Consider the following 15,591-nt stretch of genomic DNA (forward strand, 5'->3'; position numbering starts at 1 on the left):
GGTGTCGACCTTGCAGAACTCGCTCATGCTGGTCGTGCTCGGAGTCTGTCTCTCGGTGGCTGCCGCAGAACCGATTCGTGTCACGGACTTCAGCGGAGGTTCACCGGGCCTGCCGATTGCCGACGCGCTGGGCGATCTTGGCGACCGCGTCCAGCGGGTGGCCGCAGACAAGGTGTCGCAGCTTCCCGCCGGTGGCGTTCTGGTCGTCGACGGCGCTTCGGACCTGGGCAAGCTTCAGGCCGAGGGGCACTCGGTGGCAGACTTCGTGGCTCAGGGTGGTGGGCTGTTGATAGCCGGGCTGCCGAACTCCCTGCCCAGGACTTCCGGGCTGTGGCAAGCCCTCGGTGCAGCCGCCCCGGCAGACATCACCGGCGCAGGTCTCTTCCCCGACGATTCCGGCTACTGGATGTGGATTGGGCAGCAGAAGGACGAGAGCCCCGACCATATCCGCTACATCCGCAAGAGCTTCGAGATCAAGAAGCCCGTGAAGCGTGCCTTCGTGCGCTGCACGGTGGATAATCTGTACTGGGTGTACCTCAACGGCGAGCAGATCGGCTATAGCTGGAGCTGGTTCGACAACGAGCTGTGGGACCTCAGCAAGGGCCTGCGGCCCGGCAGGAACGTGCTCGCCTTCAAGGGCCGCAATGTGGACGGCCCCGGCGGGTTCTTCGCCCAGATCGGGATCGAGTACACGGACGGCACCCGCGAGCTCCTCGTCAGTGATCAGAGCTGGAAGTTCCACATCCCCGAAGAGCCGAACTGGGCTGCGGTGGACTACGACGACACTGCCTGGCGTCGTGCGACGGACCTCCAGCCCATGGTCCAGTACACCCACATCTACGATAAGGGCATAGCGATCGAGGGACCGCTGGCCCTGCATCCACCCCATCCGATCCTCAACGCCATCACCAGTCGCTTCGGCACCACCCACTCTGTGCGCGGGGTGATTCCCCGGCCGGGAGCGACGGTCTTGGCCTCTGCGGGAGACCAGCCGGTCGTGGTCTGCGCGGAGTATGGTAAGGGTCGAGTGGTCCTGATCGACACCCTCCCGCAGGGCGCCGGAATGGTCTCCAGCGACCTCACCGACGACCTCCTGTCGGCCGCGATCCTGTGGCTGGGCCATCAGACCGAAGGAGTGCGCGTCGCCGAGGCAGAGTACCTTCCCGTCTCGGTCGCTCGCGGTGCCGGGGTGCGCCTGGGATACTCGCTGACGGGAATCACCCCATCAGTGGACGGTCTGCTCACGGCCACGCTGACGCACAAGGGGAAGGCAACCACGCTCGGCCGCTACGAGCTCAAGGCCGGACAGCCGATCACGGCCGCCTGGACGGGTGAGCAAATGCGTGACCCGAGCGCCGACGGTGCATGGCAGCTCGATCTGACGGCGAAGGATACGCAGGGGAATACGGTCTTCCACCGGGATGTGATCTGCCAGGTGACCAACGCGCTGTCGATTCCCGCGAACCGCCACGTCGTCGCTCAGGGAACGACCGTCCAGTTCCGCGGCGACCTGAAGGACAAGGTGCCGCAGGGCGCCAGGCTCACGACCTCGGTTCTGGATCCCTGGGGACGATCTCTCCCGGCACCAGAGCCCAGTATCTCCGAGGGTACCTACACCTGGACCTACCAGGTGCCGGACCTCGCCGAGGGTGACTACCAACTGGTGGTGACGATCGCCGAGGGAGCTGAGGTCCTCGACAGCTTCGGGGTGCCCTTCACCGTGGTCCCGCGGATCGACCATGCCGACTTCTACCCGACCACTATGCGCCTCTCCGAGGAGCGCACTCTGAACCGTGCAGCGATCGAGAGTGAGATCGACGACATCCTCGCTCACGGGTTCAACACGCTCACCTTCAGCGGGCATCGACTCGGGGCAGGCCCGGGCTCACCCTATGACTATGCCGAGGACTATGCACAGCGCAAGGGCATGGCCATCAGCTACTCCTTCCAGGGCGACTTCTGCCCCCTGCGACGCGACGGTCTGCCTCCTGTGTCGGTCTTCTCGCCGGAAGAGTACACCGAGGCCCTACGACCCAAGATCGAGGCGGCCGTGGCGACCTGCCGGCAGGTGCCACGGTTGCTGAACGTGCAGGGCTACATGGACGAACCCTTCCAGGTGAGTGGCACGACCTTCGACGACCGCCCGGCCGCGAAGGAGGAGTTCCGGCGACGGTATGGCATCGACATGCCGACCCGCGACCAGGCGCGCGAAGACCCGGCGCTGTGGCTCAAGTACGTGGACTTCTGGAGCGACTGCTACGCGGCCGGTTGGCGTCAGAGCTACGCGCTGGTCAAGAAACTCTACCCCGACTTCTGGGTGGAGCTCACGCACGACTCGCACTGCACCTTCGGCGCAGCCGGACGCAACTTCAACGGCTTCTGGGCAGTGGATGATGTCTGCCACTGGGGCGCTCCCTTTGACTCGGTGAACTACGACATCTACCCGTATCTGTCCACGGACTTCCGCACGGGCAAGTTCGGCGAGAACCGGCTTCCGCGCATTTCCGGGATGCACATGGCCTTCGCCGAGATGCGGAACCTGGCTTACAGCTACGACAAGAAGCTGGGGTTCTGGGTCGAGAGCGGCTGGTCGAGCAAACTGGCCCCGGAGTCTCCCTTGCGCGAAGCCACCTGGTCACCACGAGAGCTGACCTACACCTCCATTGCCGCGGGCTGCGACTACCTGAACACCTTCTGGGGCATCCCACAGGACCCGCGCTGGTGGGAGACGTACCGCGGCACCATGAACGAAGTGAAGAGCATCGCGCCGCTACTGACCCGAAGCCGAGTCCCGCAAGCCAGGGCGGCCTTCCTCTTCCCACGCACTCAGCACGTCCTGCTGCAGGAGGAGTACTGGAACGTCATGGTCGCGCTCGAGGCTTTCCGTCAGGCCTACGGCGAGCTCGACTGCCTCCACGAGGAGCAGCTTTCCCAGGGCAAGCTTGGGAACTACAAGGTCCTCGTCCTGTTCGACACCCACTTGCTGAAGCGCAAGGACGCCGAGATCCTCCGCGACTGGGTGAAGGCCGGCGGGTGTCTCGTAGCGGATGAGGTGCCCTCGCTGGATGAGAACAAGCAGCCGCTTGGTGTGCTGGAGCCGATCTTCGGGGTCAAGGGCACTTCACAGGTGGTCGAGGGTGCGACGCCGATCCAGGGCTCCGCGGCTTCGCTGTGGGGACGACGCAGCTATGAGGCAGCCGGTGCAAAGGTCGCCGCCATCTCGGGCGAGTTCCCGCTTGTGCTGGAGAACAGCGCCGACCAAGGGTGGGCGACACTGCTCAACTTCCCGGTCAAGGACTGCTACCTGGAGGCGCTGGTGCATCCCGGTGATGGTAGCACGGCGGCGGCGATACTGGGCATGCTGCGGCGGGGCGCCCTGAGCACCGGTCAGCAGGCGAAGGTCACCTCCAGCAACCCCGGTATCGAGGCCGCCCTGCGCCAGACACCCCAGGGCACCACGCTGCTGCTCCTGGTCAACCACGAGAGCAAGGACGCGACAACGCAGGTCACGCTCCCCCATCTCGCAGCGGGCGGAGTGGTTCGCGACCTGGTGAGTGGGCAGCGAGTGCAGGCCGGAAGCGACTACGCGATGACGCTGCAGTGCCCCTGGGGAGAGACCCGCGTTCTTGGCATCTTCCCCTCTGACCCGGCCGGGCTGACCCTCGCGGGCCTCAGGCCCAGTTTCGCTCCCGGGCAGACCGTCGACTACCAGTTCACCGTCGGTGGCCGAAACGTGCACGGCAACTATCTGCTGCAGGTGTCGGTCACCGGCCCCGATGGCCGGGAGTACCAGGCCTTCTCCGCCCTGACCTGCACCGAAGACGCGACCTGCCGACGGAGCCTCAAGCTCCCGGTCAACGCACAGCCCGGGGTATGGACCGTCCACGCTCGCAGCCTGTGGGACGACTCAGAGGCTAAGGGAAGCTTCACCGTCAGCGGATAGGCAGACAACTGAAGCGAGAACTCCCGTGCCCCGCGGAGGTCCCCGTGAGGTCCTTGCGGAACCGCCGCGGGGTTCGGCTTGCCACACAACGACAGCCGGACCAGAGGCCCGAGGAATGCACCTGCGAAGCCTACTGCTGTGGAGTGTGATCGCCGTAATGCCTGCGACCCCGAGCGTCGCCCAGACTCGCCTTGACGTGTACCCCGACGAAGTCATCGCCCACCTCAGCCGCACCATGACGGGTGCTTGTATCGAGGATGTGAACCACGAGCTATACGGGGGCATCTACACCCAGATGGTGTTCGGCGAGAGCTTCCAGGAACCGCCGATGTCCGAGCCCCCGGTCGGCTTCACCGCCTGCGAGGGTGCCTGGGAAGTCCTGCCGGACGGCGCACTCTCAGCGGCAGAGGGCCAAGGACCGAAGCTCGTGCGACCGGAGATCGAGTTGGCGGACGGCGCCGCCGGTGTTGAGGTCTTCTTCGACGAGTCCGTCTCCGGCAACGCCGGTCTGATCCTGCGAGTGAGGGAGCCGAGGCGCGGCGCCGATGCCTTCGTTGGCTACGAGGTCTCCCTGGACCAGAAGCGCGGAGTGCTGGTGATCGGCAGGCACGAGCGCAACTGGCAGCCTCTCGCCGAGGTCGCCGTGAACATCCCCCTGGGTCGCTGGATTCCGCTGAGTGCACGGCTGTCCGGCGGGCAGATCACCGTCGAGGTCGATGGCCGCTTCGTGGCCACCTGCACCGATCCGAAACCGCTCCCTGCCGGTGCCGTAGGACTGAGGCCCTGGCAGCGCCAGGCACGCTTCCGGAGTCTGTGGGTCGACAGCGGTGAGGGCCGCCGGGACCTTCCCTTCGGGTCTCAGGGTGAGACTGCTCTTGGGGGCGCTGTGAGTGGGATGTGGCGCAGCCTTCGCACCGGCCAGGCCCATGGCACGGTCGCACTGAACACCGACAGACCCTTCGTCGGCCGCCAGAGCCAGACGCTCACCATGACGGCCGGTCCCGGCGCCGTCGGGATCGAGAACCGGGGCCTCAACCGCCAGGGCATGTGCTTCCGCGCGGGCCACACCTATGAAGGCTGCCTCTGGGGTCGTGCCACCGAGGATACGCCGCTGACGGTGGCTCTCGAGAGCGCCGACGGGACTCGCACCTATGCGCGGGCGGTGGTCAACGTTGCCACTCGCGACTGGGGGCGGCTCGACTTCACTCTCACCCCGGACGCCGGCGATGACGACGCTCGACTGGCGATCTACCTGACGGAGCCGGGCTCGGTGAGTCTTGGCTACGTCGCGCTTCACCCAGGCGAATGGGGTCGATTCAAGGGCACTGCCTCGCGGCGGGATGTGGCCGAAGGGCTCGTGGAAGAGGGCCTGACAGTCCTGCGCTGCGGCGGCAGCATGGTCAACACCGACCACTACCGCTGGCAGAAGATGATCGGCCCTCGCGACCGGCGCGAACCGTACACGGGGCTCTGGTACCCGTGGTCCTCGAATGGCTGGGGCATCATCGACTTCCTGCAGCTCTGCGAAGCGGCCGGGGTCGCCTGCATTCCGGCCTTCAACATGGGCGAGACGCCGCAGAGCATGGCGGACTTCGTCGCCTACGCCAAGGCTCCCGCGGACACTGAGTGGGGTGCCCGTCGGGCCGCAGACGGCCATCCTGAGCCCTACCGCCTGCGGTACGTGCAACTGGGTAATGAGGAGTCGGTGGACGAGAACTACTGGTCGCGCTTTGTGCCCATGGCTGAGGCGATCTGGGCTGCCGACCCAGACATCACCATCATCGTCGGCGACTTCGCCTTCTATGAGCCGATCCGTGACCCCTTCAACTTCGGCGGCGCGCCGCGGATCAAGTCACTCGCAGCGCACCAGAAGATACTGCAGCTTGCGGCAGCCCACAACCGCGAGGTCTGGTTTGACGTACATGTCGGGAGCGAATCACCGGCGAGGCTGGGTGGTCTGTACACCTTGCCCACTCTCGTCGAGGCCCTGCATAACCTCTGCCCCGAGGCACGGTTCAAGCTCTGCGTGCTGGAGCTGAACTCGAACCGCCATGACCTGAACCGCGCGCTGGCCAATGCCCGGTCCATCAACTCCCTGGAGCGCATGGGCGACGATGTGCCGGTAGTGTGCTCGGCCAACTGCCTGCAGGTGGACGGCCAGAATGACAACGGCTGGGACCAGGGTCTCCTGTTTCTGAACCCGTCGACCGTGTGGCCGCAGCCTCCGTACTACACCATGCAGATGCTCTCGCGCCACTGGCTGCCGCTGTGTGTGCGAGCCGAAGTGACGGGTGGCGAAGGTGCGCTCGACGTCACCGCCAAGCGCAGTGAGGACGGCGGGACGCTTCAGCTCCAGGTCGTGAACTACGGGAACGCGGACCTCTCGGCCACCGTGAACCTGAAGGGCTTCCGTCCGACGAAGCCCGAGGCCCCCGCCGAAGTTCTGACCGGTGCGCCGGAGGCCGTCAACTCCGCGACGCAGCCGGACCTGGTGAAGCCACGCCGCGAACAGGTGAAGGTGGAAGTCGGCGCTGAGAGCTTCGCGCACAGCTTCCCGGCACACTCCTTCACGATCCTGCGACTGGAGTAGCGGCAGCTTCGTCGTGCCAACCTCCGTGTGTCGGCTCCGGCCGCACACTTCTGTAACCTGGGAGAGGACACAATGATACGCGTTGGCTGTGGAACTGTGAGCTTTCGGAACCTGCCTCTCGAGGATGCCCTGGAGCGCATCGCCCGCGCCGGATATATCTGGGTCGAGACCCAGGCTACTGCCCCCTTCTGCCCGCATGTGGACCCGTGGCAGGATGACCCGGAGGTCTTCAACCGTCTGGTTGCCCGCTTCGGTTTCGAGGGTGTGACTGCGCTGTGGTCAAGCCACGGTGCGATCCTCGCCGACCCGGAGGCAGTGGCAGGGATCAGCGCCACCATCGAATGGGCCCACGCGGCCGGGATACCGGTCGTCAACGCAGGCGACGGCCAGAAGCCTGCGGGGATGACCGACACCGATGCCCTTAAGCTGCTTGGCGAGCGGCTCGCGGCGATTCTGGAGGTGGCAGAGCGCTGTCAGGTCTATCTGGCCATCGAGCCCCATGGCACCTTCTCCCTCACCCCAGAGGGTCTCGAGGCGATCCTGGGCCTGTCTGAGTCGCGCTGGTTGGGGATCAACTACGACACCGCCAACATCCACCGGGCGACCTATGTGGAGACTGCTGCAGGGGCGTACTCCTGGAGGCCGATGGGCGAAAGCGCCGACGAGGTCGCGACCCTGGAGCGAGTGATCGACCGGGTCGTGCACTGCCACGCGAAGGACGTGATCGGTGCTCAGTCGGTGGCTCTGGGTGATGGTGAGGTGGATGTGACCGGGTGCCTGGAGGTCCTCAAGCGCCACGGGTATGAGGGCGTCGTCTCCCTGGAGACCGAAGGCGAAGAGACACCCGACGAGATGCAACAGCTCATCGAACGCAGCCGCCGGTACCTCGTTGAGGCCCTGGCGTAAGGCCGAGGGGATGGACCGTCGCAGAGGTATTCCGCTGTCCGAAAACAGGAGACTACCATGTCAGAGAAGGAACTCGCCGCCGACTGGACGGACGTGCTGCTCACCGAGGGCGCCGAGCCGATCGTCACCTATCGCAGCGGCCTCACGGTCTACGAGGAGTCGCTGACGAAGGGCCGATTTGTGGGCCGAGGCTGGAATGCTTCGGGGTACGTGAACTACTACGATGGCCGCCTTGACCCCAACCAGCACCCGATGCCTCAGGCCTTCTGGCTAGAGATGGACGGCCAGCTGCTGACTTGGGACTGGGAGTGGCAGGGACTCGAGGAGGTGCCGGAACTGGAGGCACCCGAGGGAACCCGCCACGTTGTCATCAGCCTGCGCCACACCTTGCGGCCGGTCTCGGTCAAGGTTCATACCAGGCTTGACGGGACCGCCATCCTCACCCGCTGGCTGGAGGTCACGAACACCGGGACGCAACCGGCGGCACTGTCCTCGGTGGCCTCCTGGAGCGGTGTGCTGCAGAAGACGAACCGCTGGCGTCTGCATCTGGGCGACAGCGGCAAGCCGTTGTACTCCATCGGTTACTTCGCGAACTCCCACTGGGGCAACGAGGGCGACTTCCAGTGGTTCGACCTGCCGGAGGCCGGGTACCGGGTCGATGGGCGCTATCGTCGCGACCGGCACCGGCACCCGATGGTCGTCCTCCGCAACAATGCCACGGGCGAGCACTTCATCTACCAGTTGGCCTGGTCGGGAGGCTATAGCTTCGAGTTCGATCTCGACGCCGACGCCGGCACGACGGATCAGGCAGCGCGACTGTTCTTCCGCGCAGGCCCGGAGGCTCCGGCCCCGCTGCGAATCGTGGCACCCGGGGAGACGGTCAGCACGCCCGAGGTACACCTGGGACCCGTCTTCGGTGATCTGGACACCGCCCTCCAGTCCATGCACGATCACCTGCGCAAGAGCGTGTTCATGCCTCAGGCCCGTGGTCGCGGTGGATGGGTAGAGTCGGGCCTTGGGCCGGAGGTGGAGATCACACCCGAGCAGGTCATGCACGCGATCGACCTCGCCGCCGAGCTTGGCGCCGAAGTCTTCTTCATTGATGCCAGTTGGTATGCCAAACCGAGAAGCAACTGGTGGCGCACCGTGGGCGACTGGGACGTGAACCACGAACGCTTCCCGGAGGGACTGAAGCCCTTCCGCGACCGCGCTCATGGGAAGGGCCTTCTGTGGGGGCTGTGGATGGACGCCGAGCGCATCGGCGAGGAGAGCAGCGTCTTCGGAGAGCATCCCGACTGGCTGGCCGCCGGATATGATGGGCAGCGGAACCTCGGAGGGCTTCTGGACCTGACGAACCCTGAGGTTGCTGACTGGATGGAGGCGCAGATCACCCGAGTCATCGAGGAGAACGAGTTGGAGTTCTTCCGCCTGGACCACAACACGCATCCCGGTCCGGGCCTGCAGACGCGACGAGAAGGCTATGTCGAGAACGGTTACCTGCGCTACTTCCAGCAGCTCTATGCCATCTACGACCGGCTGCGTGCGCGCTTCCCCGAGGTCATCTTCGAGAACTGCGCCGGGGGCGGCGGTCGCTCTGACGTTGGCCTCGTCCGGCGCTTCAGCCACACCTGGGTGACCGACTGGCAGATCGCGCCTCGCTCCTTCGCGATCACCAACGGGATGAGCATGGCCCTGCCGCCGGAGTACGTGGATCGTCTTGTGGGCGGCCAGAGCGGATACACCACCGCAGACCTCGACTTCCAGAACCGACTGCTGCTCTTTGTCCGCCCGACGGTTGGGTTCTCGAAGCCCATGGGAGCTGAGTGGAACCCCGTCCAGCTTGAGCGACTGAAGCGGTTCATCGACCTGTACAAGAGCTTCGTCCGCCCCTTCATGAGCACCGGGCGGATCTACCATCACACTCCCTGCGTATGCAATCCCGAGCCGCGGGGCTGGGGTGTCCTGGAGCTGTCCTCCCGCGAGCGCGACCGGGCCATCTGCGGCCTGTTCCAGCTCTCGGCGCCCACGGAGCCTGAGTACCTGCTGCGACTCCGCGGCCTTGACCGATCGCGAAGGTACAAGGTGACCTTCGACAACTCCGGCCAGACCTGCGAGGTCGACGGGCTTAGCCTGATGCAGCAAGGGTTGACGGTTCGCCTTGAGGGTGCGCTGACGTCGGAGCTGCTGGTGATCGAGGCGGTGTAGGCCGAAGGCGACGAGTTGCCCGCTGAGGTCCGTCTGGTTGTAGCAACAAGCCCTGCTCCGTCTGCACGCGGAGCAGGGCTTTGGTTGTTCTTGCGGCGTCGACTTGGGCATCCCGCGTGCCTTACTTCACCTGCTTCTCCCGCTCAAGAAGCAGGCCCTGATAGGCGGCCGGGATCACGAGGCGACCCTTCCAGAAGGAGCAGGCACCAGGGTTGCCGGTCAGGGAGTACTCGCGCAGCAGTCGCGGCTTCGTCACGTCCTCGATATCAAGCACCTGCACCGTGCGCTCATGGCGCGAGGATACGGAAAGGAGGTTGCCGTCGACCTCCGGCCTGCCATGGATGCGCAGGCCCTCCACGCCATAGGCCGGCAGGCTGCTCATGCTGCGCTTCTCGTTGACGGCCAGCAGGTAGTATTTCCCGCGATTGATCACAAGCAGCGAGTCCCTGAAGGCGCAGATGCCGTCGGTCCAACTGTAGTTCTTGTCGTCCGGCGTGTTCCCTGCGTGCACGGGCTTGTCTCCGCTCACGTCATACCACGCCGGGCCACTCCGCTGCCAGTAGGCCACCAGGTAGCGACCGCCACAGAGCTTGTTCACGAGTTGGTCTCCGTAGAAGAGCCCCACCTGCCGGTCACTGAACACCACCTTGGGCTTGTCCGGGGAACTGAGGTCCACGACGAAGGTCTCTGCCCCACCGCAGTGCACCAGCGCATAGCGGCCGGGTTCAGGCACGACCACTTGCTTGACGCCCTTGCCGGGGATGTTGAGGCGGCCGATCTCGGTCAGCCGGAGGTCTTGGCCGATGTCGTAGATGCCCATGCCACCCAGACCCTCGGCGGTGAAGAGGCGGTTGCCGAGGCAGGAGACGAAGCCGACTTCCTCCTTCGTCGGGTGGCTCGCGACGAGCTCCAGACGGTCGCCGAGTCGCACCGCCTGGACTCCCGCCGAGCCACAGGCAAGCCACGCAAGATCGCCCTGAAGGGTCGCTGAGTGGACCTGCCCCTCGGGACGGTAGACCAGAAAGGGCGTGCTGTCTTGCTTGGTGTCGGACGCGGCGGGCAGGACCGGCGGAGTATCCGCCTCTCGCACTACGGGGCTCGCCATACCCGGCGCGGAGACGACGTACAGGCCGCTGTAGACGCCGGCAGCGTAGATGACACCGTCACCGAGAGCTATCCCACCCACGGGGTCGGCCAGCTCCCTGCCGGGCGGGATTGGGAGCTGCGCATGGGCTACGATCGCGGGCTTGGCCGGATCGTCGACCTTGATGACGAAGACGCCGTTGTGAGTATCTGCGGCGAAGCAGTAGTCGCCGGCGACAGACGCGGCCCAGGTGTCGATGGAGATTGAGTAGAAGGGCGGGAACTTGACGCGAGACACATAGACCGGGGCCCTGGGGTCGGACACGTCCCAGATCTCCAGGCCGTGGCCCTTCCCGAAGCCCTCCTCCGTGTTGCGGTTCCGGTTGTGGTGGCCCGTGGCCGCGTAGCAGTACTTGCCACGCAGGCAGCCTCCGTCACCGTAGCCGTCCAGCGGCCCTGCCCCGATGACGGCCGGCTCACGAGGGTTCGTCATATCCCCGATCAGGAGCTGTCGTGAGGACCAGTCGCCGATGTACAGCAGGTTGTCCCGCGACCAGCAAGACTGCGCCTCGGGGGTCTTGAGCATGCTGACGTGACGGACCTGGCGCGGGTCGGAGATGTCGACGGTCTCGATGCCGTAGCAGCGCTCCGCGATGAAGGCGAGCTTGCCGGAGACCCAGATGCCCGTAGCCATCTCAACCGAATCGTAGTGGCTGACCAAGACCGGCCTGGCAGAATCCGAGATGTCGACGATCCACAGACCGTCCTGCCGGGCAGTGAGGTAGGCCAGATTGCCCCGGACGGTTATCTGCCGGGTGTTGCCCAATCCCGCGAGCGTCCCGAGCAGTCGCGGAGTCTCAGGCTGCGTGATGTCCAGCACGTACAGATTGCCCTGACCGATGGCGTAGAGGCGGTTGCCCACGACCTCGGCGGCCATGCAGGGGCCGACTTTCTCGACCTTGTGATAGGGCAGGCGCTTCCCGTAGAGGCTTTCGTCATGCCCGGTCTGAGGAGGCGTCTCTGCAGCGAAGCTCCCGAGGCTGGTGGCCAGCAAGCACAGCGTAAGGTGACCTTTCATGGCTCTCTCCGTTGGTGCGATGGCCCTGTGCGAAGACAGGGGCTCTGAAGGGCGCCATTCCCGAGGGCACCCCTTCAGTGTGTGTCTTCTCCCCGGCCGGCAGGTCTCCTCTTCGGCGAGAGGACAACTTGATGCTGACAGCGAAATCGCTCCACTACAGCAGAGCGTGACATCCTTCGGAGGCAGCCTCATGTACTGCACCACTGTGCCCTGCCGTGGAGTGTGGGGCCTGACCGCACTCGGAGCGCTTGTGTGTACCGTGGTCTTCGCAGCACCGTCCGAGACACCCGCCACCGGCGCGACCGTAACAGCGATGGCGACCGACCCGGCCGCTGTCGCAAGGCTCGCGCAAGAGGCGCTGACTCTCAAACGAAGTGGGCAGCCCCAGGCGGCGCTTGCCAAAACGCAACACGCGCTGAGGGCAGACCCGACCAACAAAGAAGCCCATTGGGTAGCGGCCTGGATCCTGGCTGAAACGGGAAGGCGGACGGAGGCGACGGCGGAGTTCCAGGCCTTCGTGAACTGCGCTCCCGGGGATGAGCGGCTGGATGCCGCGTGCCACGCTCTGGAGCGTCTGAGTGGCTCCGCGCCTGCGGCCGCTCCCAGGACCGATCGCGAAGCGCTTGAGGACTTGCTCGAAACCGGGGCCCTCAAGGGCACCCCGGAGCGTCTTGGCGGCGGCGTGATGGTGAAGTACAAGCTTCGCCTTGAGGACGGCAGCGCAAAGGGACGCAAGGCGGTCTTCAAGCCCCGTCAAACCGGGTCGCAGAGCTTCGTCTACGAGATCGCCGCGTATCGCATTGATCGGCTCTGCGGAATGGGCCACGTGCCGGTGACGGTCAAGCGTGACTTGCCCCGCTCTGCCCTGGCCGCCGCGGGCCTTAGCGACCGTCTGCGTTTCTCCGGCGACCTCCTCGGCGGATCCGTTCAGCAGTGGGTGGACAACGCGCGGGACCCACTGGGGTCAGGAGCCAGGAGTTGGGGCCAGGCCTGGCTTACCCGGCTGTCGCATCCCGGCGGTTCCGTCCCTGACGTGGCGACCGCGCGGGCGGTGAGCGACATGGTCCTGCTGGACTACCTGCAAGGCAACATGGACCGATTCTCAGGCGGCAACGTTCTAGAAGATGCGGCCGGCAAGCTCTGGTTCATCGACAACTCCGAGGCCTTCGGGTCCTCCTCGAGGCCACGTCAGGATTTCGACCGTGTGAAGCGCTTCGACCGGGGAGTCATCGAGGCCCTGCGGAAGGCTACCGAGGTCGACTTCACGCGCGACGTGGGCCCGTGGCTCACAGCCTCAGAGCTGCGTGGCCTTCTCGAGCGTCGCCGCCATGCACTACAGCGGGTCGAGGAGCTGGTGGGCCGATACGGCGACTCAGCAGTCTACCTGTAGACCGCGGAGTGGTCGGAAGTCCGTGGTCTGCAGGATGAGGACGATCGCGTGTCCCAAGCCAACCATCCCCTTCGGAGGAGTGTGCATATGGAAGCTCTTGTCCTGCGCTCTTTGCTCGTAGCCGCAGTGCTCGCGCTGTCGGCCGTTGTCCAGGCCGCCGAGGAGTCGCCCAAGGTGGGCGACGTCGTGTTCCAGTCCGACTTCGAAAGCCAGGAGGCCCGCGGTGCCTGGTCGACGAAGCCCGTCGCAACCTGGGTGCCCGTCGAGGGACACGGCAACTGTCTCAAGGTCGAGGTGCCCGCGGACAAGGCCAAGGACACCAACATGGTCCAGCTTGTGGTGGACGTCAGCCGATTCCAGGGCTGTCAGTTGCTCTTCCAGTGCCAGGCGAAGGCCGACGCAGTGACCAAGCCCTCAGCCTCGTACCTGGGCGTGAAGTTCATGTGCCACTATGTGTCGCCGCAGGAGGGGCCCGTGTGGCGGAACCAGTCTGATGTCTATGGCACCTTCGACTGGAAGCCGCTGCGGTTCGCACTGAGCATACCGAAGGACGTCAAGGCCGTGGACTTTAGCCTGGGCCTGCAGGACTGCTCCGGCACGGCATGGTTCGACGACCTCAAGGTGACGGTGACCAAGCTCCCGCCGCCGCCGAGGCCGAAGCCTATGCTCAATCCGCCCCCGGCCTTCAAGGGCCACGATCTGCCGCGCCTGCGTGGTGTGATGTCGCCGAATGTGTTCCGCGACGAGGACATGCGCGTCCTGGGGCAGGAGTGGAAGGCCAACGTCATCCGCTGGCAGATCACCCGCAACTGGGCCAAGGTCGGCACGGACCGCGACCTGGCCGAGTATGACAAGTGGCTCAATGGGCGGCTGGATGAACTCGACCAGGCCCTGGAAGCCTGCCGCCATTACGGGCTGCGTGTCGTGGTCGACATGCACTCGCCTCCGGGTGGTCGTCTGGAGGGCAGCGAACTGGCCATCTTCCACGAGAAGAAGTACGCAGACCACTGGGTCGAGCTGTGGCAACAGATCGCACGGCGCTACAAGGGCAACCCGGTGATCTGGGGCTACGACCTGGTCAACGAGCCGGTGCAGAACATCCCCTCCCCCGAGGGTGTCGACGACTACCTCCAGGGGCAGGTGCGCGTCGCCAAGGCCATCCGGGAGATCGACCCCGACATGCCCATCTTCATCGAGGCGAACCAGTGGGACTCGCCCGAGGGGTATCGTGAGCTGCAGCCTGTGGACGTGCCGAGGGTCATCTACCAGGTCCACATGTATGTGCCCGGCGAGTTCACCCACCAGGGCGTCAACAACCGGTCGGTCGGTTTCACCTACCCCGGTGTGATGAACGGCGTCGAATGGAACAAAGAGCGTCTGCGCGGCGTCCTGGCGCCAGTGCGCGAGTTCCAGCTTGCCTACAACGTGCACATCTACGTCGGCGAGTTCAGCGCGATCCGCTGGGCGCCCGGTGCGGCGCAGTACCTCTCGGACTGCATCGACCTCTTCGAGGAGTACGGCTGGGACTGGACCTTCCATGCCTACCGTGAATGGAGTGGCTGGAGCCTGGAGCACGGTCCGAACCAGGAGGACACGAAACCGACAGCCGAGCCCACAGACCGCAGGAAGGCTGTCGTGAGCTGGTTCGCCAAGAACGTCAAGCCACAGTTCCCGTAGGAGTCGGAGGGAAGAGGTCGCACGCTCAAGGGCTGTCGAAGGCCACGGTGAGGAACAGCGACTGGCGATTGTTGGAGGCAGGCTATGAACAGATTCGCGCTTTGCGCCATGACCGTGCTTGTACTTGCCCAGTTTGGGCAGGCCGAGGGACAACGAATCGTGCTGCAGATATCGGAGCAGGGCCCCGAGCTGCGGGGCGACCTGTCCGACCCACTCTGGGCGAAGGCGCCCCTTCTCGATGGGTTCGTGCGGCTCAACACCAAGGAGCCGGCGAAGACGCCCACCGAGGCACGTGTCCTGTGCACCCGGGACTTCCTGTACGTGGGCGTCGTCTGCCATGAGCCCCGTATGAGCGGCCTCGTGGCGGCGGTCAATGAGCACGACGATGCGGTGTGGACCGACGACTGCGTGGAAATCATGCTCGACCCGGCGCAGGGCCAGGCACATATGTACCACTGGATCGTCAACAGCAAGGGGACGATCTGGGATGGCGCCCACACCGCCGGTGGAGGCACGATGGCAGGTTTCGACAGCACCGCCCGGGCGCGGGTCAGCAAGGGCACCGACCGCTGGAGCGTGGAGATCGCGCTTCCACTTGCGGAGATCGGCGGCCGTCCAGTGCCTGGGGAAACCTGGGGCCTCAATGTCGGACGCGAGCGCAAGGGTGCAGAGCCGGAGGTCAGCTCCTGGGCTCCCTCGTCGGGGTTCTCCGACCCGGC

The 15,591-nt window shown here is 65.4% G+C and carries 8 protein-coding genes; 7 read left to right on the forward strand and 1 reads right to left on the reverse strand.

What is annotated here, in order from left to right; all coding sequences use genetic code 11:
- The first annotated feature begins 10 nt into the window (after positions 1-10).
- The 4 genes from ABFE16_15150 (at position 11) to ABFE16_15165 (ending at position 9,644) form a co-directional block, all read left to right on the forward strand.
- Complete coding sequence (locus ABFE16_15150; protein MEN6346636.1) at positions 11-3,943, forward strand: hypothetical protein; 3,933 nt, start codon at positions 11-13, stop codon at positions 3,941-3,943.
- A 115-nt stretch (positions 3,944-4,058) separates the two neighbouring features.
- Positions 4,059-6,533: an alpha-L-arabinofuranosidase C-terminal domain-containing protein gene (locus ABFE16_15155; protein MEN6346637.1), complete on the forward strand. Its 2,475-nt coding sequence runs from the start codon at positions 4,059-4,061 to the stop codon at positions 6,531-6,533.
- Between the two features lie 72 nt (positions 6,534-6,605).
- Positions 6,606-7,439, forward strand: a complete 834-nt coding sequence (locus ABFE16_15160; protein ID MEN6346638.1) for a sugar phosphate isomerase/epimerase — start codon at positions 6,606-6,608, stop codon at positions 7,437-7,439.
- 57 nt (positions 7,440-7,496) lie between these two features.
- Positions 7,497-9,644, forward strand: a complete 2,148-nt coding sequence (locus ABFE16_15165) for an alpha-galactosidase (protein ID MEN6346639.1) — start codon at positions 7,497-7,499, stop codon at positions 9,642-9,644.
- A gap of 121 nt (positions 9,645-9,765) precedes the next feature.
- Here ABFE16_15165 and ABFE16_15170 read toward each other — a convergent pair whose 3' ends face one another.
- On the reverse strand, positions 9,766-11,805 hold the full coding sequence (locus ABFE16_15170; protein ID MEN6346640.1) for a hypothetical protein: 2,040 nt from the start codon (positions 11,803-11,805) through the stop codon (positions 9,766-9,768).
- Between the two features lie 190 nt (positions 11,806-11,995).
- Between ABFE16_15170 and ABFE16_15175 the strand changes: the two genes are divergently transcribed.
- The 3 genes from ABFE16_15175 to ABFE16_15185 form a co-directional block, all read left to right on the forward strand.
- Complete coding sequence (locus ABFE16_15175; GenBank protein ID MEN6346641.1) at positions 11,996-13,195, forward strand: tetratricopeptide repeat protein; 1,200 nt, start codon at positions 11,996-11,998, stop codon at positions 13,193-13,195.
- Positions 13,196-13,282: 87 nt separating this feature from the next.
- Positions 13,283-14,872: a cellulase family glycosylhydrolase gene (locus tag ABFE16_15180; GenBank protein MEN6346642.1), complete on the forward strand. Its 1,590-nt coding sequence runs from the start codon at positions 13,283-13,285 to the stop codon at positions 14,870-14,872.
- Between the two features lie 84 nt (positions 14,873-14,956).
- Positions 14,957-15,591 (forward strand): carbohydrate-binding family 9-like protein (locus tag ABFE16_15185; protein MEN6346643.1); only part of this gene is annotated, 635 nt, incomplete at its 3' end.

Source organism: Armatimonadia bacterium (genome assembly GCA_039679385.1).
Classification (GTDB): Bacteria; Armatimonadota; Zipacnadia; order Zipacnadales; family JABUFB01; genus JAJFTQ01.

Bases quoted from the DNA above. Each gene is read 5' to 3' on its own strand.
- ABFE16_15155 (MEN6346637.1), top strand. From the start codon at position 4,059: ATGCACCTGCGAAGCCTACTGCTGTGGAGTGTGATCGCCGTAATGCCT.
- ABFE16_15160 (MEN6346638.1), top strand. From the start codon at position 6,606: ATGATACGCGTTGGCTGTGGAACTGTGAGCTTTCGGAACCTGCCTCTC.
- ABFE16_15165 (MEN6346639.1), top strand. From the start codon at position 7,497: ATGTCAGAGAAGGAACTCGCCGCCGACTGGACGGACGTGCTGCTCACC.
- ABFE16_15170 (MEN6346640.1), bottom strand. From the start codon at position 11,805: ATGAAAGGTCACCTTACGCTGTGCTTGCTGGCCACCAGCCTCGGGAGC.
- ABFE16_15175 (MEN6346641.1), top strand. From the start codon at position 11,996: ATGTACTGCACCACTGTGCCCTGCCGTGGAGTGTGGGGCCTGACCGCA.
- ABFE16_15180 (MEN6346642.1), top strand. From the start codon at position 13,283: ATGGAAGCTCTTGTCCTGCGCTCTTTGCTCGTAGCCGCAGTGCTCGCG.